We start from the raw sequence: 20,763 nt of genomic DNA, 5'->3' as shown, positions 1-20,763 counted from the left end.
TCAAGGCCATGGGGGAGTCGTCGACTGACGACAACGCCGGAAGCGGAGTCGCATGACGCCGGGAGCCCGCTCGCTATCGTGCACCAGGCCGTAAGTCCGTTCCATGGGGATCGGGGCCCGCCCCAGAGCACCGTTACCTGCTGACAGAGGTGCTGGGCCTGGTGCAGCACCTGTTGCGCGGTGCCGCGGTCACGTGCCGCCTGACGCGTCGCAGTCGGCGGCGGTCTCGGCTCCCAGCGCTGATGCCCGGCGGCTTCTGGGCCGACACGACGCATCACCCGACGGCCACGGACGGCTGAGTGCGCTGACCGGATCGGTCCGCACCCAGACCTGATGCGGCCTGTCACCACCCCGGCCGCGCCGGACAGACTTCACGACATGAACCGAGCACTGATCGTCATCGATGTCCAGGAATCCTTCCGCGCCCGCCCCCTGTGGAAGACCATCTCCGACCCGAAGATCGCCCACCAGGTGGGTCGGCTGGTCCGGCTCGCCCGCCAGGCCGGGGACCTGGTGGTGTGGGTGCTGCACAGTGAGCCCGGCAGCGGCGATGTCTTCGACCCCGCCCTCGGCCACGTCCGGCTGATGGAGGAACTGGACCGCCAGGACGGCGAACCGATGCTCCACAAGACCTCGCACAACGCCTTCACCACCACCAGCCTGCAGCAACTCCTCACCCAGCGCGGCATCCAGGAGCTCACCGTCTGCGGCATCCGCACCGAGCAGTGTGTGGAGACCACCACCCGTGTCGCGAGTGACCTCGGCTACCGGGTCACCTTCGTCACCGACGCCACCGCGACCAACCCCATCCCGCACCGCGACGCCCCCGTCGGCCTGAGCGTCGCCGACATGCTCGCCGACCCCCGCACCCTGAGCGCGGAGGAGATCATCAGGCGTACCGAGTACGCCCTCGCCGGACGCTTCGCCACCATCGCCACCGTCGATGAGCTGGAGGCCGCGGCCGCGCCTTAAGGCATGATGACCGGATCGTGAGCCACATCGCTTTCTTCCTGGTGCCCGGAGTCCATCTGCTGGACCTGGCCGGACCTGCGCAGGTCTTCTCCACGGCTGCGGACTTCGGGCACCCATACACCCTCAGCTACGTCGCCGAGCAGCCGCAGGTCCCCACGGCGCAGGGCCTGCCGCTGGTTGCCCAGCTGGACTGGCCCGACCTCGGCCCCGACGACCTGATCGTCGTCCCCGGCTGGCGGGCGCTCAACCTGGCCGACAGCCCCGCCGTCGGGGAGGCGGCCCTGCAGGCCCTCCGGGACCACCATGCCAGGGGCGGCACCGTCGCCAGCGTCTGCGCCGGAGCCGAGGCGCTGGGCCGGGCCGGGCTGCTCGACGGCCGCCGCTGCACCACCCACCACGACGTCCAGGAGGAACTGGCCAGGCGCCACCCCGAGGCGGCGGTCGTCCGGGACGTCCTGTACACCGCGGACGACCGGGTGGTCACCTCGGCCGGCATCGCCAGCGGCATCGACCTGGCCCTGCACCTGATCGCCACGCGTCACGGTCCCGCCCTCGCCGCGCAAGTGGCCCGCGACATGGTCGTCTACGCCCGCCGCAACGGCCACGAACCCCAGGCCAGCGCCATGCTCCGGTACCGCTCCCACCTCGACGACACCGTGCACCGGGCCCAGGACTTCCTCGACGCCCACTTCGACCAGCCGCTTCCCCTGTCCGCCCTGGCTGCGGGCGTGGGCGTCAGCGAACGCACCCTCACCCGCCTCTTCACCCGCGCCACTGGAGGCCTCACCCCACTGCGCTACCAGCAAACCCTCCGCCTGGAACGCGCCGAACACCTCATCAGCCACGGCGCCACGGCCGTCACCGCCGCCCGCTCGGTCGGCTTCGAGGACCCACGCATGCTGCGCCGTCTACGGGGACGCAAGGCCTGAGCCCGGGCGTCCGCGTCACGACCGGGTCGGGATACCACTGAGCGGTGAGCTCCACAGGCCGGATCAGTACCTGTGCGCCGTCTGACACGACGAGCCCCCGCCAGACGTCCGGCGGGGGCTCGTTGCATTGCGGCAGGGTCGCCACGCTGGGCTCCGCGTCAGCCCCGCGACGCGCGGTACAGGTCGCGGATCATGGCGATCTCGGCCCCGTGGTGCAGTAGTTCCTGATTGACCCACCAGACCGTTTCGATGAACGGATCCTCCGGATCGCTGCCATGCGGGTACGTGCTGTATCCCACGGTGTCGAGCGCTGCGTCGTCGGCGCTGAGCAGCGCCTCGCGCCAGGCGGTGGCACTGGTATCGAAGTCGGCGATCGCCCCTGCGGCGTCACCGACGACGTGGTAGTCGTCCCGGGTCAGGGCGTGGCTGCCGTTGGTGTGGTCGGCGCGGATGGCCAGCATCTCGCTGACATGGCTCAACCGCCAGGCGAGGGTGGTGAACGGCGGCGGTGTGGGGTGCGGCGCGTGTGACGAGTCGCGCCCCCAGTCGCCCGCACCGACGAGGAGGGTTGCGCCCTTTCCGGGTCCGTCCGCGCGGCGGCGCACCGACCAGCAGTCCGGCACCGGCTCCCAGAGGTACTCCGCGTCGGCCATGGGCGGGACTTCGATGTCCGTTCCGTTGCCGCTGTCCATGACCGGGCCGGCCAGGCGGTCGGCCAGGCGTCCTCGCGCGAAGTCGAACTGCTGCAGCAGGGGGATCAGACGTGGAGGTGTCGCCATCAAACGCTCCTGGAGTGGCTCGGTCGGCCTCGTCGGCACATGCTCGTCTACTGTCCGGACCCTGTCACAGCCGATACGACACCGCGCCTCATTTTTTTTGCGGAGCGCCCCGGAAGCCGATGTCGCGCATCTGTACATCGACGCGGTCGAGGTCAACGGCCGCAGCATTGACCGGTCCTGGACGGACGCGTGGCTGGTCCCCGGTGGCGGTTCGCTGACCTACCGGCTGACCGAGCAGCCCAACACGTGCTGGGGACTGCGCCGCCATACTGCGCTCGTGCACATGCGGCATGTGCACAGGAAGTTGGAGGGAAAGTGTGCCGGGCGGGGAATGGTGGATTGCGCGGCGGTGTTGCGGCGACCATGACCTTCTTCGTTGACGTGATCGTGCGCGGCTATGAGCTCGACACGCAGGGGCATCTGAATCAGGCCGTCTATCTGCAGTACGCCGAGCACGCCCGGTGGGAGCTGCTGCGAGCTGCCGGGCTGCCGCAGGAGAAGCTGCTGGCCAGCGGGGTGGGACCGGTCGCGCTGGAAGTCACGGTGAAGTTCCGGCGGGAGCTGCGCGGCGGCGAGCGCGTCCGGGTGACCTGCCAGTTCGTGTACGGCGCGGGGAAGACCTTCGAGGTCGTGCAGAGGATCCTCAAGGAGGACGGCACCGTCGCGGCGGAGGTGACGGGCGTGGCAGGCATGCTCGACCTGGCGGCCCGCAAGCTGATCGCCGACCCGGCCGGACATCTCGCCTCGCTGGCCGAGAGGCCGGACCTGCTCAGCGGCTGACCGGCTTCACCCCGGATGGCGAGGTCAGCATCAAACTGCCTGCCCCGCTCGCGCACCTGGCCAACGCCAGGCACGGCCGGTACACCCTCACCTCCCGCATCGCGTTCGCGCACCGGGGTGCGGAGTGGGCCGACCGCATCGAAGCGAACCGGGCCGTCGCCTACCGCATCCACCTCGACGTGGACCGCGGCCGCTGGTACCTCACCGCATCCTGGCAGCGCCCCGTCGTGAAGACCATTCCGTTGGAGACCGCCCCTCAAAGTATGATGGGTCTCGTACAATAAGGTGTCCATCCGAAACGACGTAAGGGGAGTCACCGTGACCGCCACCAGCGCGGCCGCCGCTCGTGTCGCCGACGCCCCAGGCCTCGGCGCCCGTGTACTGCCCCACCCCGCCCGCGAGGAGATCCGTGTCGAGGCGGTGCTCCACGCGCTGTCCGACCCGATGCGGCTGCGGGTGGTCCGTGAGCTGGCCGCCGCAGAGGGCGAGCTCACCTGTTCCCATATCGAACTGCCGGTGTCCAAGTCCACGTCCACGCACCACTTCCGGGTGCTGCGCGAGAGCGGCGTCGTCAGTCAGACCTACCGGGGCACCGCCAAGATGAATGGGCTCCGCCGCGACGATCTGGACACGCTCTTTCCGGGGCTGCTCGACGCGATTCTCGCCGCCGCGAATCAGCAGACGGACCTGCACAGCGAAGACTGACACCAACCGGAGCGGTTCAGTGGCGGTCGCCGTGTGCGGCCTGCAGGAGCCCCGCCCAGTCAGGGATCTTCACCGGCCCTCGGCCGAGCGACTGCCCGAGGGCCGCCTCGGCCCGCTCGATCGACAGCCAGCCGTCCCATTCCACCGGCCGTAGTCCCCACGCCCGCAGCGCGGCCACGGGATCGGGGGCCGACGGTCGCCCCTTGAGCAGTGGCGCATCGTCCAGCAGCGACGCGACCGTCTCCTTCGCGCACGGCCGGTTCGAGCCGATCACTCCGGTCGGCCCCCGCTTGATCCACCCGGCGACGTACTCCCCGGGTGACGGCACGCCGTCCCGCAGCACCCGCCCCGCCAGGTGGGGCACGGTACCGCGGGCCGGATCGAACGGCAGACCGGGCAGCGGCAGCCCGCGATAGCCGACGGCCCGCAGGACGAGCTGGGCGTCGATCTCCTCGTACGCACCGGTGTCCTGCACGCCTCCGCTGCCGTCCGGTGCGGTACGTGCGAACCGGACCCCGGCGACCCGCCCGTTCCGTTCGAGGAGCTCGACGGGACGCAGAAAGAACCGCAGGTGGATCGTGCGCATCGGGTCCGGCCCGGTGGCGGGGACACTGGCCTCGGCCCACCCGCGCAGCACCTCGATATTGCGGCGCACCACCGCAGGCAGCGGCACCGGTGAATCCGCCGGCGCCCCGACGCGGGCGTACACCGGATCGCGGGCCAGCTCCGCCCCGTCCACCAGGACCCGCGCCCCCGGCAGTCCGCCCAGCTCGCGCAGTTCCTTGGTGGTGAACCTGGCCTGCGACGGTCCCCGCCTGCCCGCCATGTGCACCTCGCGCACCCGGCTGCCGGCCAGTGCGCCGAGCGCCGGGTGGGGCACATCGGTGGGCCGTAGTTCCTCGGCGCCGCGCGAGAGGATCCGCGCCACGTCCACCGCCACATTGCCGACCCCGATCACCACGGCCGAACGGGCCTGCAACGCAAAGCTGTTGGCAGCAGCATCGGGGTGTGCGCTGTACCAGGAGACGAACTCGGTCGCCGAGTGGCTGCCGGGCAGATCCTCACCGGGAATGCCGAGACCGCGGTCGGTCGCCGCGCCGACGCAGTAGACCACCGCATGGTAGAGCTCGCTCAGCCGTTCGGGTGGCAGCCCGTCCCCGCCCACCTGGACATGGCCGAGAAAGGTGATCCGCTCGTGCTCCAGGACGGTCCGCAGACTGTTCTGCAGCGACTTGATCTTCTCGTGGTCGGGGGCGACGCCGTACCGCACGAGGCCGTACGGGCAGGGCAGCCGGTCCAGCACGTCCACCCGGATATCGGGCACCCGGGTCTGCTCGACCAGAGACTGGGCGGTGTAGACCCCGCTGGGACCGGAGCCGACGACGGCGACACGGAGCACGGTGCACCTCTTCCCGGAAGGTGACTCCAGCATCCCACCGGTCGGCGGAGCAGGGGAGAGGTGCGGCCGCGCGGCGCGTCAGGAGGACAGGGCGCGCATTCGGCCGATCTCGACCGTCTGCTGGGCGACGACATCGTCCGCCATCTCCTCGACCTGAACGTTGTTCCCCTCCGAGAGGGCCTCGGTCGCCATCGTGATCGCTCCCTGGTGGTGGGTGATCATCAGCTGCAGGAACAGTTTGTCGAAGGCCTTGCCCTCTGCCGCCCGCAACTTTTTCAGCTGCGCCTCCGTCGCCATGCCGGGCATCCCGGCGTGGTCGTGACCGCCCGCGTGTCTCTTGCCGCCGTTGTGCGTGAGCCATCCCTCCATGGCGCCTATCTCCGGTTTCTGCGCTGCGGAGATGCGCTCGGCAAGTCGCTTGACCGGGGCGGACGAGGAACGGGACGGCACCAGGGCGGTCAACTCCAGTGCCTGGGCGTGGTGCTGGATCATCATCTGTACGTAGCGGAAATCGGCCGAGTTGGGGGTGTCGTCCTTGGCAGCCTTCGCGGCTTCCTCGACGGACAGGGTCTGCGCGGGCTCTCCCGGCTTCCCCGGTGCCACGACCGAAGGGCCGCTTCCTGCACGCGCGTTGGCGTCATGGCCGCCACCGCCCGCATCGCACGCGGCGAGGGAGAGTGCGGCGGTCGCGACGGCGGCGACGACTACGGATCTGTGCACATGAGCGACCTGACGGAAAATCAACAAGGCTACCTCCACTGCCACATGAGGTCGTAGCGGATCATTTGGCGCACATCCGCAAGCTCAGGGGTCGGTCACTTTCATTACGTTGCTGTTGCCATCTTTTGGGATACCCGTGAGAAGGACGATACTGCCGGGGTCAGTCAACCGTTCAGCCACGCTTTGGTACAGGGGAGGACGCAGTGACTTCGTTGCACACCACCCAACTGCGGCGCAGACGTCTGGGTGTGGCGGCAGCCGCCGCCGGACTCTTCGCCACTCTGCTGACGGCCGGACCGGCGGCCGCAACGCCCGACCCCGGTGATTCACCAGCCACCCGCACCGGTCTCTCCGCGAGCCAGGAGGCGGCTGCCACGGCCGCCATCGAGGACGGCGAGATACCCGGCGTGGACGAGATCGTCCACAGCGACAACATCACCCCGCTGGCCAACGTCCCGAAGGACGCACTCAAGAGTCTCAACACGGACCTGGCCTTCCAGGGGAAGTACGCATTCGCCGGAAATTACGACGGCTTCCGGATCTACGACATCAGCAACCCGAGTTCCCCGCAGACCGTCGCCCAGGTGCTCTGCCCCGGATCCCAGAACGACATCTCGGTCTCCGGGAACCTGCTGTTCCTGTCCACCGACTCGTCACGCAGCGACAACTCGTGCGCCAGCACCACCCAGCCCGCCACGGAGAAGTCCTCCTGGGAGGGCATGAAGATCTTCGACATCAGTGACAAGCGCAACCCGAAGTATGTTGCCGCCGTCGAGACCGCCTGCGGCTCGCACACCCACACGCTGGTTCCGGAAGGCAGCAACGTATACATATACGTCTCCTCGTACTCGCCGAGCGAGGCGTTCCCGGACTGCCAGCCGCCGCACGACGGGATCTCCATCATCAAGGTGCCACGCAAGGCGCCCGAGAAGGCCGCGGTCGTGAACTTCCCGGTGCTCTTCCCGGATGGCGGCAACCCGGGCGCGCCCACCAACCCCGGGGTCTCGAAGACGAGCGGCTGCCACGACATCACGGTGCTGCCGTCGAAGGACCTGGCCGCCGGTGCCTGCATGGGGGACGGCCTGCTGTTCTCCATCAAGGACCCGGAGAACCCGAAGATCATCGACCGGGTTCAGGACAATGTGAACTTCGCGTTCTGGCACTCGGCGACGTTCAACCAGAAGGCGGACAAGGTCGTCTTCACCGATGAACTCGGCGGAGGTGGCGCGGCCACCTGCAACAAGGAGATCGGGCCGAAGCGCGGCGCCGACGGCATCTACGACATCGTCGGCAAGGGCGACCACCGCAAGCTTGTCTTCCGCAGCTACTTCAAGATCGACCGCCCGCAGGCCGCCACCGAGGTCTGCGTCGCCCACAACGGTTCGATCATCCCGGTCAAGGGCCGCGACCTGATGGTCCAGGCCTGGTACCAGGGCGGAGTCTCGGTATGGGACTTCACCGACTCCTCGGCGCCCAAGGAGATCGCGTTCTTCGAGCGCGGTCCCGTCAACCTGGGCGCCGTCACCACGGCCGGCCCCTGGTCGGCGTACTACTACAACGGATACATCTACTCCAACGACATCGCCAAGGGCTTCGACGTCCTGAGGCTCGACGACCGGCGGACCGACCCGGCGAAGCGCGTGCGGTTGCCGGAGCTCAATGTGCAGACGCAGCCGGATTACTTCGACAACTGATCCGGCTGTGCGGGTCTCGCCGGACCCGTGCGTTCACGGCGCGTTCCCGCCGGGCGGATCCTCGCCCGGCGGGACACGGCGAGCAGCCGCAGCCTGGCGCGGTGCACGGCCTCATGATCCGATGCGCCCGGCGGGCACACGCCGAACCCCTGCGTTGAGCGGTTCATGCCGCCCCTCATCAGCGCGGCCCCCGGCCGATGCCCGACGGGCCGGGTCGACCGGGGTGGCTGCCTGGTGCCGGCGACGCAGGGGATAGCCGGGATCGGCTGTTCCTGCGCGGTTTCGTACCGGTGGGCCCGGCCGCCTCGCCACCCGACCCGGTCGGGGCTGTCGAGAATCCGCTCGGGACCGTCGAGCCCGGCACCCTCCAGGAACACGATCACATCGTGATCCGAGTGGGCGAGCCCCAGGATCTGGACCCGGCCGTCACGCTGCACGGTGACACGTCCCCGCCGGGGGACGGCCGGAAGATCACGATCGGGGGAGAAGACCAGACCTCCGGGGTGCGACGCGCCGGAGGGCGCCGCAGAGGCAATGCCAGAGCCGGACGGGGAGCGGTACGCCGCTCCGTGCCGCCTACGCGGCAGACCTCGCGCTCCCGCCGGTCACCACGGCCCACTCCACCAGGAGTCGCTGGTACTCCTCCTCGTCATCAGGGGACAGGCATCCGCCGGAGCGCTGCCACAGGTCGCGAATCTCTTCATTCACCACTGCGGCGGAGCGCACGGAATCGGATGAGCGGGGAGAAGGGGACATGCCACCAGGCTAAGGCCACGGTGTGACAATCGGACCCATTGGGCGTCAGGGACATCTTTCACATGTCCCTCCGCGGGATCATGGAATGAGCCCGAGTTCCCGTAGCCCGCCCGGTCGTTCCTCCACCGGCAGATGGTCGACGAAGCGCACGTCACACCCCAGTGCGGCCGCTCCGCCATCCGCGTGTCGATCGTCACCCACCATCACCACATCCGCCGGATCCTGGCCGATGAGTGTGCAGGCGATGTGAAAAAGATGTGGGTCCGGCTTCTGGATCCCGTGCTCGTACGACAGGACATAGGCGTCGACCAGGGCGTCGAGACCATGAGCGCGGAAGATCGGCCGCAGGTCCCAGCCGACGTTGCTGACCACGCCGACCCGGGTCCCGCGGGCACGCAGTGCCCCCAGCACCTCCGCTGCGTCCGGGTACGGCTGCCAGGCCGCCGGTGACATGTGCCGGTCATAGAGCGCCTCGTACAGCCCCGGATCCGGCAGGGCGACCTGGCGGGCCAGCCCCAGGTATGCCTCACGGTGCCGTTCCGTACTCTCGTCGCGCGTGGCCCACGCCGCGGCAAGCCGGTCGGGAACGTGCTGCGGATTCGGGCCGCCCGGCAGCGCCCCGGCGGCCGTCAGGTCCGCCACGTACTGTTCGAAGTCGGCATCGGCCACGGTCATGTTCCGCTCGGCAAGGACCGCCGAAAGCCACGACCGGACGGGTTCGATACGGAAGAGGGTCCCGGAGAAGTCGAAGAGAACACCCTTGATCACCATGGGCCCGATCCTCGCGCGTTCAGGAGCGGTGCGGCAAGGCTGCCCGTTCCCGTCCCTCGTACCGGGCGAACACGGCGATCGAGAGCGCGACCACCGACGCCCCCAGCAGCCAGCCCCCCAGTACATCGGTCATCCAGTGCACCCCCAGATAGAGCCGGGTCACCCCCACGCCGATCACCGATACCCACGCCACCACGAGCGCGGCGTGCCACACCCGCCGCCGGACGCCGTGCCGGTGCAGCAGCCACAGCAGCAGACCACAGCTCACCACCGCCGTCATGGCGTGACCGGACGGGAACGCCGCGTAGTGGGCCGAGTCCACCGGGTTCGGCCACTGAGGGCGCTCCCGGCCGACCGCGGACTTCAGCCCCTGCTGCAGCAGGGTGGCGAACAGGCTCGTCGCCGCCACCCACCCCGCGAGCATCCGGGCACCGCGCCACCACAGCCACACCACGGCGACCGCGATCAGGGTGCGCATCGTCCAGGGGTCCCACACCCAGTCGGTCAGAATCCGGTTGATGTGCACGAGGCCCGGCTCCGCCACCGCCCGCCGGTGCAGCGCGTCGGCGACCGTACGGTCCAGCGACATCAGCGGGGACCAGCGCAGGGCGACCAGGATCAGCAGCACCAGGGCGAGGGACCCGCACACGATGCCGGCTCTGAGAGCAGGCGAGTGCTCCGGCGGGGAGAGGGGCAGGGGCGGGGCTGGGGAGTGCATGGGGTGATCCTTGCGGACGGACCACGACACCGGCTATCCCAGTGCGCTGAGTCCCGGCACGAAGGCCACCAGAAGCGGGACCACCGGCACCAGGGCGGCCGCCGCGGTCAGCCGCAGCCGCCGCCCCGCGGTGAGCCGCTCGACAGGAGACAGCAGCCGGTTCACGCGCAGTGGCAGCTCTGCGTCGGGCGTCGGACAGGGGCCGAACACGCCCCGGTCCTCGTTCAGTTCGACCAGGGCGAGAGCGATCGTCAGCCGCCCGAAGCGCCGTGACGCCACATCGTCCGCTGCCAGTTCGACGAGCCGGTGCATCTCGTCGCGGAAGGCGGCGAACACCGGTACCTGGGGGAACCCGTTCGCCAGCGCTGCGGAGCAGTGCAGCAGCCAGTCGTGCCGCGCCTGCGCGTGCCCCTGTTCATGGGCCAGCACAGCATCTAGCTGACGGCCTTTCAGTCGTTCAAGTGCCGTAGTGGTGATGACCAGTTGAGGTGCCGCTCCGGGCAGCCACCAGGCGTCGGGGCGCTCGCCCTCCAGCACCACGAGCCGACTGTTGCCGGGCTCCTCGCCGGGCATCAACGGGGAACGGACCAGCAGTTCGGCCCGGCGTCGGCTGCGCCGCACCTGCGCCCGGCGGATCTCCCGCGTCAGCATTGCCGCGCTCCAGATACCACCCAGTGCCAGCAGAACGGCCATGACGGCGGACCACGGCCCGTACGCGCCCAGCGCGTACGCATCCACCACGGAGTGCGGTGCGTGTGCGAACACCTGCCCGCGCACCGCCTGCCAGGCGGCGGCCGCGCTGAACGTCATGGAGAGTCCGAAGGACAGCAGTACCCCGGCCACCACGCACTGCCACACCCACAACGCCACCACGGGTTCGCGCTCGGGCCACTCGGCCTGTGCCATCAGCCGCGGGGTCACGACGGCGGCCAGTGCACCGAGCAGCAGCAGCACGAGGGAGACCAACATGGCGTCAGCCTATGAGTGGCGCGGTACCCGCGGGTATGGCTGCGCTCGGCAAGTGATGTACGCCACGTTTGACCGTACCCGCTGTCTCACAGTGTGAGCAGCATGGCGAACATGGCGATCCCCATCGTCAGCCGGCAGGCCAGTGCCAGCTCCGGCCGGGCGCCCCAGCCACCTCCCGTCGGCCCCTCGGCAGGACCCGTGGCGGCGACCGGAATCAGCCGCGTCCCGGACCGCAGCACATAGGCCGCGTAATAGACCAGCAGCATCCCCGTCAGCAGCGGCACTCCACTGGAGACCTGCGCCATCTGATGTCCGCGGTGCGCACCCGGCACACTGTGCGCGGCCGCGCTGCTGCCCGGCGCCATCGCCAACGCCATGTAGACCATCGCCAGTGAGCCGACCAGATGGTGCAGATGGTGCCCCTTGCGGCGGGCGAACCAGAGGGCACGCAACGCGGCCCCGCCGAACAGCACCACATACACAGCCCATCCCCACACGGGCGGCGGGAAGACCGCGGCGGGCGCCGCCATCGCGGCCATGCCGAAGCCCATGACCGCCTCGGCACGCGCCGTTCTGCGCTCTTCCTCCGTCCCGCTGCGCATCCGCAGCAGGCAGTACGCGCCCGTAACCCCGCACAACGTCATCAGCAGCCAGTCGGACATCGCCGGTCCGTGCACAGCGCACCTCCCCAGGACGCACGACGTCGGTATCGACTAGTCGATGCCCCGGCCCGGCAGGTTGTACGCGGCGCACTGATGTACGAGGGGAGCGCGTGGAGAGAACCCGCAGAAGGATGTGGCCAGTTGTGCGCCGTCGCGGGTCACTGCCCTCAGGGCCGATAGCGCAGCGGATGGTCCTCGGGCACTTCGACGACGGCGATCCGCACCCCGTCCGGATCGGAGATCCACATCTCCACGAGCCCCCACGGCTCGCGCACCGGCTGCCGTTCCACCTCGACGCCCCGGGCCGACAGCTCCTCGTGCGCTGCCCGGACGTCCGCGACCTGCAGCCACAGCCGCAGCCCGGGCGAGGGCGGCGCGACGGAGCGCCCGGAGACCTCCAGGAAGCCGCCGCCCAGGAAGTACACCGTCCCGCGCTCGGGGCCGGTACCGAACTCCCGGTACACCGGCAGCCCGAGGGACTCTCCGTAGAACGTCCGGGACCGCTCGGGGTCGGTAGGGCTCAACAGGACCCGACTGCTCAGCACATGCACCATGGTCGAGACATTAGGCGCGGACCAGCGGGTTACTCTGCTGCGGCACGGCCCGCCAGAGAAACGGAGCGCCTCACCATGGACACTGCCCCGCCCCGCGACTCGGGACAGCTGACCTTCCGCGACGCGGCGGACGCCGATGTGCCCGCGCTCGTGGCGCTGATCGAATCGGCGTACCGGGGCGACTCGAGCCGCGCGGGGTGGACCACCGAGGCGGACATCCTGCAGGGGCAGCGGACCGACCCCGACGGGGTCCGCGCGGTGGTCGAGGCACCCGGCAGCCGGCTGCTCGTGGTGGAGCGGGACAGCGAACTGATCGCCTGCTGCCAGCTCGAACACCGTGGGGAAGCCGCCTACTTCGGGATGTTCGCGGTCCGCCCCGAGCTGCAGGGCGGTGGCCTCGGCAAGCTGATCATCGCCGAGGCCGAACGCACCGTCCTGGAGAGCTGGGGCGCCACCGAGATGCACATGACCGTGATTTCGGTGCGTGAGGAACTGATCGCCTGGTACGAGCGCCGTGGCTATCGCCGTACGGGAGAGCTGAGCCCGTTCCCCTACGGCGACGAGCGCTTCGGCGTCCCGCAGCGCGACGATCTCGCCTTCGAACTGCTGATCAAGGACCTGAAGGAGGGCTAGGGCGTGTTTCGAAAGTCCCGCCTGCCTGGCGGCGTCTGGCACGCACGCTCGCCGCGTTGTCGGGCTCGCCCCGATACGATCGGTATCGGGGCGACCCTCCGCCTTGCGATCGCACGCACCAGACGCCGCTCACAGCACCCTCCTGGCCCTCCCCCCACCTACGCGGTGAAGCGGCCGGCGCGGCGGATCTCCGGGAAGTCGGTGGTCGCGCCGTCCAGCCCCAGGGCGCGCACCAGACGCAGATGATCCTGGGTGTTCACCACCCAGCCGATGACCTTCACTCCCTCGGCGTGCGCCTTCTCGACGACCTCCAGGGTGAGGCGGCGGATGTTCAGCGCGAGCGTCGGCGCGCCCACCGCCTTCGCCCGGTCCACCACATCGCTCTTCCACCGGCTGGCGATGAGCACGGTCCGTACCCCCGGCACCAGTTGAGCGATCTCGGCGACCGCCTCGTCGTGGAACGACGACACCTCGACCCGGTCGACGAGATCGCGCCGCCGCATCACCTCGGCCAGCGCCCGGGCTGCGGCCGCATCCTTGATCTCCGCCTGCAAGGGGGAGCGCACGGCATCGAGCACCTCCTCGAAGACGGGCACCCGTTCGCCCTGCCCGGCATCGAGTTCCCGCAGCTCGGCCAGGGTCTTCTCGGCGATCGGGCCGGTGCCGTCGGTCGTCCGGTCCACCTCGGCGTCGTGCATGACGGCGAGTGCGCCGTCCTTGCTCAGATGAAGGTCCAGTTCGATGGCGTCCATGCCGGCCTGCTCGGCGTGGACGAACGACCGCAGGGTGTTCTCCGGCTCGACACCCATCACCCCGCGATGACCGATGGTGAGAAAAGTCAAGGCAATCTCGCTTCCGTCGACGGCGTCTCCCCGCGTGCTGCTCCTGCCCACGCGGCACTTCGGCACTCGGCTTACGGCAACTCGGCAGCCTAGTGCCCCGGACCCGGGAGAGAGCCGGTCACGCGCGGGTGAGTGGTGCCGTGTCCGCGGACGTTGGCGACACCGAGCAGGAATCCGGTGATGACGGCTGCGACAAGGACGGCACGGATACTCACGCGACGGTCTCCGGACGGGTGGGAGGGAGCGGATGACACCCGTCCTACCGGTAGCTCCGGTGTCCGGCGAGCTGCGTCACTCGTTCGTGGGCGCGTCGCGCGCGGCCTGGACGCCCGGGTATGTGACGCGTCGGCGGCCCGGCATCCCCCGGAACCGACGGAAGCGGTCGCGCAATCGGAATGCGACAGGAAGAATCGCGGTTACTGCGGGGGGTCGGCAGGATAATTTCCTGATGCTCACTTGTCTCGAAGAACCACACATGGATACGGTTGCTTGACGCGAGGTTCTCCCGTGGAGGAAGTGTGATGACGGAAATTCTTGTGCACGACGCCGAGGTCGGCGCGATAGCTACTGCCCAGCGGGTGGTCGAGCAGCCTGCCTGGCCTGCGCTCAGGGATGCCGTGGAGGAGATCCGGCCCTGGCAGTCGAAGGACGGTTCGATCGACTTCGACGCCGACGGTGCCCCCTCGCCTGACACCGTCCTGGCGACTCTGGAACGCGTGATCGCCGCGATCGAAGAGCTTTCCCCGTTGCTCCCGCACGATGCCGCGTACCACCGCGCCCTCGTCATGGACCTGCGCCGTTGGGCGGCGGACGGCTTCGGAGTGCCGGACTTCCTGGACTCGCTGCTCGCCTTCCAGCCCGCCAAGAACCGCACCGACGGTCTGCAGCACCTGGTCGTCTTCGCGATGTACACGCAGAACGGCAACCCGGATCGCAATCTCGAAGCGGTCGTCCTGCGGATGGTCTGGCCCGAATGGCTCGCCGAGCTCGAAGCCACCCGCTACGACAACCCGCTCTTCTGCGGCATCACCTTCGAGGGCTTCACCTCCGGTTACGACACCAATTCCGCGGTGCTCTTCCCGGAGACGATCGCCGTGCGCGAGGCCCCCGAGCGCTTCAGCTGGGGCGGCATCTTCTGCGACCGTGAGGCCGCCCGCTTCCGCCGCGTCACCGAGGCCTCCGTCGAGCTCCTCGGCGTGGAGCTGCCCGAGGACATCCGCGGGATGGTCGGCGACCAGCAGCGCTGCGAGCAGGCATTCGTGCTCTGGGACATGGTCCACGACCGCACCCACAGCCACGGCGACCTGCCGTTCGACCCGTTCATGATCAAGCAGCGCCAGCCGTTCTGGATGTACGGACTGGAGGAGCTGCGCTGCGACCTCACCGCCTTCAAGGAGGCCGTGAAGCTGGAGGCCGACGGCTTTGCGCAGGGCCGTGACGTGCAGTACGCCGTGCTGTTCGACCGGATGTTCCGCTTCCCGGTCACCGGCGAGCGGGTCCGCAACTACGACGGTCTCGGCGGCCAGCTGCTCTTCGCATACCTCCACAAGCACGATGTCATCCGCTGGACCGACAACACCCTGAAGATCGACTGGGACCGGGCCCCGCAGGTCACCAACCAGCTCTGCGGCGAGATCGAGAAGCTCTACCGCGACGGCATCGACCGCCCCAAGCTGGTCCACTGGTTCGCCGCGTACGACCTGGTCTCGACCTACCTGGCCCCGCACCCCGGCTCCCTCTGGGCCAAGGGTCCGGACGCCCTGGACCTCTCGCAGCCGCCCCGCAAGCTCGTGGACGACGTGCTTCCGGACGAGTTTCCGCTGAGCATGTTCTATGAGGCGCTTGCCAAGAAGCTGAAGAATGTGATCGCCTCCACCAAGGGGATCACCGCTGCGGACGCCGAGCAGGCAGCCGCGTGAGCGCTCGTTCCAAGGAGGCAGTGGCCATGAACGCAAACGGCACGGGCAATGGGAACGGCGCGTTGGAAGGCGCGGTGATCGCTGTTGCCGGAGCCGCGGGACCGGCCGGCCGGGCGACGCTGCTCAGGCTCGCCGAGGCCGGTGCGATCGTCGTCGCCTCGGACGCGGACGCCACCCGCCTGGCGGAGGCCGTCGACGCCGCACGGTACGCCCACGGCGGCGCCACTGTCACCGGCGACACCGTCGATCTGCTCGACCTCGCCGCCGCCCGGGAATGGGCGGACAAGACCGAGAAGGAGTTCGGCCGGATCGACGGCCTCGTCCACCTGGTGGGCGGCTGGCGCGGCAGCGCCACCTTCGCCGAAACCGACCTCGCCGACTGGGATCTCCTGGAGAAGCTGCTGATCCGCACGGTTCAGCACACATCGCTGGCCTTCCAGGAAGGGCTCCAGCGCAGCGACCGCGGCCGCTATCTGCTGATCAGCGCGGCCGGGGCGACCAAGCCCACCGAGGGCAATGCCGCCTACGCCGCGTCGAAGGCGGCCGCCGAGGCCTGGACGCTCGCGCTCGCCGATGCCTTCCGCAAGGCGGGGGGCGAGGAAGGGCCGAAGACAGCGGCTGCGATCCTGATCGTCAAGGCTCTGGTGCACGACGCGATGCGCGCCGAGCGCCCGAATGCGAAGTTCGCGGGCTTCACCGACGTCAAGGAGCTGGCCGAGGCCATCGCCGGCGTCTGGTCCAAGCCCGCCTCCGAAGTGAACGGAAAGCGTCTGTGGCTGACCCCGCAACCATAAGGACCGACGCGCGACGTCACCACGATCCGCAGATACGCGGATTCGCCAGTGACAATTACGCGGGCGCCCACCCGGAGATCCTCGCGGCCATCGCCCTTGCCAATGGCGGTCACCAGATCGCTTACGGCGAGGACGATTACACCGCGAACCTCCAGCAGATCGTCAAGGGGCACTTCGGCCCCACCGCCGAGGCGTTCCCGGTCTTCAACGGCACCGGGGCGAATGTCGTCTCGCTGCAGGCGATGACCGATCGCTGGGGCGCGGTCATCTGCGCCGAGTCCGCGCACATCAACGTGGATGAGGGCGGCGCGCCGGAGCGCGTGGGCGGCCTCAAGCTGCTCACCGTACCGACCCCGGACGGCAAGCTCACCCCCGAGCTCATCGACCGGCAGGCGTACGGCTGGGACGACGAGCACCGCGCCATGCCCCAGGTCGTGTCGATCACCCAGAACACCGAGCTCGGCACTGTCTACACGCCCGATGAGATCCGCGCCATCTGCGAGCACTCCCACGAGCGCGGCATGAAGGTTCACCTCGACGGGGCGCGGATCGCCAACGCCGCGGCGTCGCTGGGCGTCCCTGTGCGTACGTTCACCAGCGAGGCCGGCGTCGACGTCCTCTCGTTCGGCGGCACCAAGAACGGTGCGCTCTTCGGTGAGGCCGTCGTCGTCCTGAATCCCGATGCCGTGCGGGCCATGAAGCATCTGCGCAAGCTGTCGATGCAGCTCGCATCGAAGATGCGCTTCGTGTCGGTGCAGCTGGAGGCGCTGCTCGCCGGTGACCTGTGGCTGCGCAACGCCCGGCACGCCAACGCCATGGCCCAGCGGCTCGCGGAGGGTGTCCGGGCGGTGGACGGCGTGGAGATCCTCTACCCGGTCCAGGCCAACGCCGTCTTCGCGCGTCTGCCGCACGACGTGAGCGAGCGGCTCCAGAAGCGCTTCCGTTTCTACTTCTGGGACGAGGCCGCCGGCGATGTGCGCTGGATGTGCTCCTTCGACACCACGGAGGACGACGTGGACGCATTCGTCCTCGCGCTGAAGGAAGAGATCGCCAAGTAGCACCATCCTGCGAATGAGTATGCGACCGACCGGAAAGTCATTGCTTTCCGGTCGGTCGCTTCCGTAGGACCGCGCGCACCTGTGGCGCACGCTCGCGACTGCGCTCTGACCCGTCCCGAGGCAAGGCAGCAGATGACCCTGACGCTCACCGTTTCCGACGAAGTACGCACCCTCGCGCCCGGCTTCACCCACCTCGCCGTCGAGGCGCGCGGGCTGGTCAACGGGCCGAGCAATGAGGATAGTTCGGCCTTGCTGGACGATGCCGTCCGACGGCTCGTCGAACGGCTCGACGGCAGGGCCCCGCACGAGGCCCCCCACGTCGCCGCCTGGCGGGACGCGTACGCCGCCTTCGGCGCCAAGCCGTCCCGCACCCGCAACTCCGCCGAGGCGCTCGCCAAGCGCGCCCTCGCCGAGGCCGGACTGCCGCGGATCAATCTGCTGGTCGATGCCTACAACGCGATCAGCGTCGCCCATCTGATCCCGGTCGGCGGTGAGGACACCGACCGCATCAAGGGTGCGATGCGCCTCGTACGCGCCACGGGCCGGGAACCCTTCCCCACGGTCGCGGGCGGCGAGGAGGACGTGGAGCACCCGGAGCCCGGCGAAGTCGTCTGGTGCGACGACGAGGGCGTCACCTGCCGCCGCTGGAACTGGCGGCAGGGCGTACGCACCCGGCTCACGGAGGAGTCGGTCAACGCCGTGTTCCTCCTGGAGAGCCTCACTCCGATGACGATCCGCGAGCTCGAAGCCGCAGGCACCGAACTCGCCGAGTCGCTGGAGAAGCTGAGCCCCGGAGCGCGGATCACCGTCCGCACCCCGGAGTGACGTTTCAGCCGCGGTGGTGAACGGGCCCGGTCAGCTGGTCCCGCGCATCTCGGCGGGCGTCGGAGCCGTACCGCCGAGATGCGCGGGCACCCACCAGGTGTCGCTCGCGTCCCTCGGCCGCACCGGGTAGGCGCGCTGCGCCGCTTCGAGGAGCTCCTGCACCCCTTCCCGCAGGCGCCGGGTGATCGCACCCGCGTACTGGTCGGTGGGGGCCTCCACCGGCGCACCCACCCGGATCGTCACCGGGATGTGGCTGCGCTTGAGGTTGCGCGGCCGCCCCTTGGTCCAGACCCGCTGCGTGCCCCACAGGGCCATCGGGATCAGCGGTACGCCGGCCTCCTGGGCCAGCCGGGCCGCGCCCGACTTGAAGCTCTTCAGCGTGAACGACTGCGAAATGGTCGCCTCAGGGAAGACGCCGATGATCTCGCCGGCGCGCAGTGAGGCCAGCGCGTGGGCATACGCGTTCTCGCCCTGCTTCCGGTCGACCGGGATGTGCTTCATGCCGCGCATCAGCGGACCGGAGACCTTGTGCCGGAAGACCGATTCCTTCGCCATGAAGCGGACCAGCCGCTTCTGCGGCAGCGCCGCGAGCCCGGTGAAGATGAAGTCGAGATAGCTGATGTGGTTGCTGACCAGTACCGCACCGCCGGTCTTCGGGATGTGCTCCGAACCCTGAGCGTCGATCTTCAGGTCCAGCGCCTTGAACATGGTGCGAGCGGCGCCGATGACCGGCCGATAGACGAGTTCTGCCATCTGGAGAAGACCCTTCTTCAGCGCCTGAGGAGGGTTCTCCCGGCGGAAGTTACGCAGCCGTAGGTTTTCGGCATTGCGCCGATCGTGCCCCATGTCCGTCGCGGTGGCCAGTCTCGGCGGGCGCGGGGCGCGAGATTCTCGTCACGTGGGGCCGGCGGGAATGACTCCGTGACCGACGGTGCTGACCCTTTGCAAAGGGCTCTGACGGGAGGCGGACGGTGGACGGGCAGACACGCGCGAACAGGCTGGATGCGGCCCAACTCGGCGCGGAATTGGGGGAGCGGGCGACTCTCGTGCAGTTTTCCAGCGCCTTCTGCCAGCCCTGCCGGGCCACCCGCCGCACCCTCGGTGAGGTGGCCGCAATGGTCGAAGGCGTCGCGCATGTCGAAATCGACGCCGAGGCGCATCTCACTCTGGTGCGCGAGCTCGATATCAGCCGCACGCCGACGGTGCTGGTTCTCGACGCGACCGGCCGGATCGTCCGCCGGGCGGCCGGGCAGCCCCGCACCGTCGATGTTGTCGCCGCGCTGGGGCACGCGATGTGACAGACCGTGATGCATCTCCCACATTGCGGAACCCTCTTGACTGTACCCACCACGCATCGTCAGTCTGACGCTATGCCGCCGGAACTCCTTCTCCATGGCCGGGTCCACGTGGACCTCGCCCGCACCGCGAGTGCGCGCTGTCCGGGCGCCTGAGCATCCACGGCCCCGTATGCCTCTCCCGCAGAAGGACCTCTCCATGACGGCTTCGCCCGAGCTCTCCAGTGCCCGCACGGCTTCGCCCGATCTCCTGCGCTCCGTCTTCCGGCAGCACGCAGCCGGTGTCGCGGTGATCACCGCCGCCGGTGACCGGCCGGTCGGCTTCACCGCGACCTCCCTCAGCTCCGTCGCCGCCGAGCCGCCGCTCATCTCCTTCGGCGTGGGGACCTCGTCCTCCAGCTGGCCGGTCGTGGCGGAGGCCGAGCACATCGGCGTACACATACTGGGCGAACACCAGCAGGAGCTGGCCGCCACATTCGCGCGCAGCGGCGCCGACCGGTTCGGTCCGTCCACCTATTGGCGCAGTGGGCCGGAAGGTGTCCCGGTGCTCGACGGAGTGCTTGCGTGGCTGGTCTGCCGCGTGGTGGCGCGCATCCCGGCGGGGGACCACCGGATCGTGATCGCGGAGGCCGTCGTCGGCGATCCGGCCGGGGGCGGCCGCCCGCTTCTCTACCATCAGGGCCGTTTCACGGCGTTGCGGGACTGACAGTTCCCAGGTGCCGCATGGGCACCGGGCGTCGGCTAGGTCACAGTGCAAAGCGCTTGCTTATGGGTAACGTACTGGGTGTACTGGCGAGTAATATTTCGCTCGGAGCGTCGGTCGCCCCGACCGGAATCCGCCCCATCAGGCGCCTATGCTGCGTGCATCAAGGCAGCCCAGAAATGACGATGCAGTAGGAGAGCCGGCGTGAGCTTGAGGATCGTTGTCTGTGTGAAGTATGTGCCCGACGCGACCGGTGACCGGCGCTTCGCCGGTGATCTGACGCTGG

24 protein-coding genes and 1 pseudogene are annotated in these 20,763 nt (G+C 69.3%); 13 read left to right on the top strand and 12 right to left on the bottom strand.

Features of this window, described 5'->3' with window-relative positions:
* Positions 1-378 precede the first annotated feature (378 nt).
* Both ACIBB8_RS34880 and ACIBB8_RS34875 read left to right on the top strand, forming a co-directional pair.
* The gene (locus ACIBB8_RS34880) at positions 379-972 is read left to right on the top strand and encodes a cysteine hydrolase family protein (RefSeq protein ID WP_398959050.1); all 594 of its coding nucleotides are present in this window, start codon (positions 379-381) and stop codon (positions 970-972) included.
* A gap of 17 nt (positions 973-989) precedes the next feature.
* On the top strand, positions 990-1,901 hold the full coding sequence (locus tag ACIBB8_RS34875; RefSeq protein WP_398959048.1) for a GlxA family transcriptional regulator: 912 nt from the start codon (positions 990-992) through the stop codon (positions 1,899-1,901).
* 158 nt (positions 1,902-2,059) lie between these two features.
* On the opposite strand, the gene ACIBB8_RS34870 is transcribed toward ACIBB8_RS34875, so the two are convergent.
* Complete coding sequence (locus ACIBB8_RS34870; protein ID WP_398959045.1) at positions 2,060-2,680, bottom strand: DinB family protein; 621 nt, start codon at positions 2,678-2,680, stop codon at positions 2,060-2,062.
* Positions 2,681-3,043: 363 nt separating this feature from the next.
* Between ACIBB8_RS34870 and ACIBB8_RS34865 the strand changes: the two genes are divergently transcribed.
* Both ACIBB8_RS34865 and ACIBB8_RS34860 read left to right on the top strand, forming a co-directional pair.
* Positions 3,044-3,460 (top strand): acyl-CoA thioesterase, encoded by a 417-nt coding sequence (locus ACIBB8_RS34865; protein WP_398959043.1) that lies wholly within the window; start codon positions 3,044-3,046, stop codon positions 3,458-3,460.
* A gap of 318 nt (positions 3,461-3,778) precedes the next feature.
* Complete coding sequence (locus ACIBB8_RS34860; protein ID WP_398959041.1) at positions 3,779-4,165, top strand: ArsR/SmtB family transcription factor; 387 nt, start codon at positions 3,779-3,781, stop codon at positions 4,163-4,165.
* A 16-nt stretch (positions 4,166-4,181) separates the two neighbouring features.
* Here ACIBB8_RS34860 and ACIBB8_RS34855 read toward each other — a convergent pair whose 3' ends face one another.
* Both ACIBB8_RS34855 and ACIBB8_RS34850 read right to left on the bottom strand, forming a co-directional pair.
* Positions 4,182-5,564, bottom strand: coding sequence for an FAD-dependent oxidoreductase (locus ACIBB8_RS34855; protein WP_398959039.1), 1,383 nt, complete (start codon positions 5,562-5,564; stop codon positions 4,182-4,184).
* Between the two features lie 78 nt (positions 5,565-5,642).
* Positions 5,643-6,329 (bottom strand): DUF305 domain-containing protein, encoded by a 687-nt coding sequence (locus ACIBB8_RS34850; RefSeq protein ID WP_398959037.1) that lies wholly within the window; start codon positions 6,327-6,329, stop codon positions 5,643-5,645.
* A 158-nt stretch (positions 6,330-6,487) separates the two neighbouring features.
* Between ACIBB8_RS34850 and ACIBB8_RS34845 the strand changes: the two genes are divergently transcribed.
* On the top strand, positions 6,488-7,978 hold the full coding sequence (locus ACIBB8_RS34845) for an LVIVD repeat-containing protein (RefSeq protein ID WP_398959035.1): 1,491 nt from the start codon (positions 6,488-6,490) through the stop codon (positions 7,976-7,978).
* Between the two features lie 576 nt (positions 7,979-8,554).
* Here ACIBB8_RS34845 and ACIBB8_RS34840 read toward each other — a convergent pair.
* The 6 genes from ACIBB8_RS34840 to ACIBB8_RS34815 form a co-directional block, all read right to left on the bottom strand.
* A complete protein-coding gene (locus tag ACIBB8_RS34840) occupies positions 8,555-8,734 on the bottom strand; it encodes a hypothetical protein (RefSeq protein ID WP_398959033.1) in 180 nt (59 codons plus the stop codon).
* Between the two features lie 78 nt (positions 8,735-8,812).
* Positions 8,813-9,505: an HAD family hydrolase gene (locus tag ACIBB8_RS34835; protein WP_398959031.1), complete on the bottom strand. Its 693-nt coding sequence runs from the start codon at positions 9,503-9,505 to the stop codon at positions 8,813-8,815.
* Between the two features lie 19 nt (positions 9,506-9,524).
* Positions 9,525-10,223 (bottom strand): phosphatase PAP2 family protein, encoded by a 699-nt coding sequence (locus ACIBB8_RS34830; protein ID WP_398959029.1) that lies wholly within the window; start codon positions 10,221-10,223, stop codon positions 9,525-9,527.
* Between the two features lie 33 nt (positions 10,224-10,256).
* Complete coding sequence (locus ACIBB8_RS34825) at positions 10,257-11,192, bottom strand: M56 family metallopeptidase (protein ID WP_398959027.1); 936 nt, start codon at positions 11,190-11,192, stop codon at positions 10,257-10,259.
* 86 nt (positions 11,193-11,278) lie between these two features.
* Positions 11,279-11,869, bottom strand: a complete 591-nt coding sequence (locus ACIBB8_RS34820) for a DUF5134 domain-containing protein (RefSeq protein ID WP_398959025.1) — start codon at positions 11,867-11,869, stop codon at positions 11,279-11,281.
* A 152-nt stretch (positions 11,870-12,021) separates the two neighbouring features.
* On the bottom strand, positions 12,022-12,408 hold the full coding sequence (locus ACIBB8_RS34815) for a VOC family protein (RefSeq protein WP_398959023.1): 387 nt from the start codon (positions 12,406-12,408) through the stop codon (positions 12,022-12,024).
* A 75-nt stretch (positions 12,409-12,483) separates the two neighbouring features.
* Here ACIBB8_RS34815 and ACIBB8_RS34810 point away from each other — a divergent pair, with 75 nt between their 5' ends.
* Positions 12,484-13,041, top strand: a complete 558-nt coding sequence (locus tag ACIBB8_RS34810) for a GNAT family N-acetyltransferase (RefSeq protein ID WP_398959021.1) — start codon at positions 12,484-12,486, stop codon at positions 13,039-13,041.
* Positions 13,042-13,199: 158 nt separating this feature from the next.
* On the opposite strand, the gene ACIBB8_RS34805 is transcribed toward ACIBB8_RS34810, so the two are convergent.
* Positions 13,200-13,850 carry a glycerophosphodiester phosphodiesterase gene (locus ACIBB8_RS34805; RefSeq protein WP_398959056.1) on the bottom strand — a complete coding sequence of 217 codons (651 nt, stop codon included), beginning with the start codon at positions 13,848-13,850 and terminating at the stop codon, positions 13,200-13,202.
* Positions 13,851-13,972: 122 nt separating this feature from the next.
* Positions 13,973-14,098: a hypothetical protein gene (locus tag ACIBB8_RS34800; RefSeq protein WP_398959019.1), complete on the bottom strand. Its 126-nt coding sequence runs from the start codon at positions 14,096-14,098 to the stop codon at positions 13,973-13,975.
* A 306-nt stretch (positions 14,099-14,404) separates the two neighbouring features.
* Here ACIBB8_RS34800 and ACIBB8_RS34795 point away from each other — a divergent pair, with 306 nt between their 5' ends.
* The 4 genes from ACIBB8_RS34795 (at position 14,405) to ACIBB8_RS34780 (ending at position 18,479) form a co-directional block, all read left to right on the top strand.
* Positions 14,405-15,802 (top strand): DUF6421 family protein, encoded by a 1,398-nt coding sequence (locus ACIBB8_RS34795; RefSeq protein WP_398959017.1) that lies wholly within the window; start codon positions 14,405-14,407, stop codon positions 15,800-15,802.
* 26 nt (positions 15,803-15,828) lie between these two features.
* Complete coding sequence (locus tag ACIBB8_RS34790) at positions 15,829-16,596, top strand: SDR family NAD(P)-dependent oxidoreductase (RefSeq protein ID WP_398959015.1); 768 nt, start codon at positions 15,829-15,831, stop codon at positions 16,594-16,596.
* Entirely contained in the window at positions 16,593-17,654 is a 1,062-nt protein-coding gene (locus ACIBB8_RS34785; RefSeq protein ID WP_398959054.1) for a threonine aldolase family protein, read from the top strand. The genes ACIBB8_RS34790 and ACIBB8_RS34785 overlap by 4 nt, the downstream gene beginning before the upstream one ends.
* Before the next feature lie 132 nt (positions 17,655-17,786).
* Positions 17,787-18,479: a B3/4 domain-containing protein gene (locus ACIBB8_RS34780; protein ID WP_398959013.1), complete on the top strand. Its 693-nt coding sequence runs from the start codon at positions 17,787-17,789 to the stop codon at positions 18,477-18,479.
* Between the two features lie 30 nt (positions 18,480-18,509).
* Here ACIBB8_RS34780 and ACIBB8_RS34775 read toward each other — a convergent pair whose 3' ends face one another.
* Positions 18,510-19,232: a lysophospholipid acyltransferase family protein gene (locus tag ACIBB8_RS34775; protein ID WP_398959052.1), complete on the bottom strand. Its 723-nt coding sequence runs from the start codon at positions 19,230-19,232 to the stop codon at positions 18,510-18,512.
* 218 nt (positions 19,233-19,450) lie between these two features.
* On the opposite strand from ACIBB8_RS34775, the gene ACIBB8_RS34770 reads away from it, so the two are divergent.
* The 3 genes and pseudogenes from ACIBB8_RS34770 to ACIBB8_RS34760 form a co-directional block, all read left to right on the top strand.
* On the top strand, positions 19,451-19,777 hold the full coding sequence (locus ACIBB8_RS34770; protein WP_398959011.1) for a TlpA family protein disulfide reductase: 327 nt from the start codon (positions 19,451-19,453) through the stop codon (positions 19,775-19,777).
* Between the two features lie 196 nt (positions 19,778-19,973).
* Complete coding sequence (locus ACIBB8_RS34765; RefSeq protein ID WP_398959009.1) at positions 19,974-20,480, top strand: flavin reductase family protein; 507 nt, start codon at positions 19,974-19,976, stop codon at positions 20,478-20,480.
* 201 nt (positions 20,481-20,681) lie between these two features.
* Positions 20,682-20,763 (top strand): annotated as a pseudogene (locus ACIBB8_RS34760) (electron transfer flavoprotein subunit beta); the annotation flags it as partial.

This window comes from Streptomyces sp. NPDC051286, assembly GCF_044455345.1.
Taxonomy (GTDB): domain Bacteria; phylum Actinomycetota; class Actinomycetes; order Streptomycetales; family Streptomycetaceae; genus Streptomyces.
This window is presented reverse-complemented; position numbering and strand designations above follow the sequence as displayed.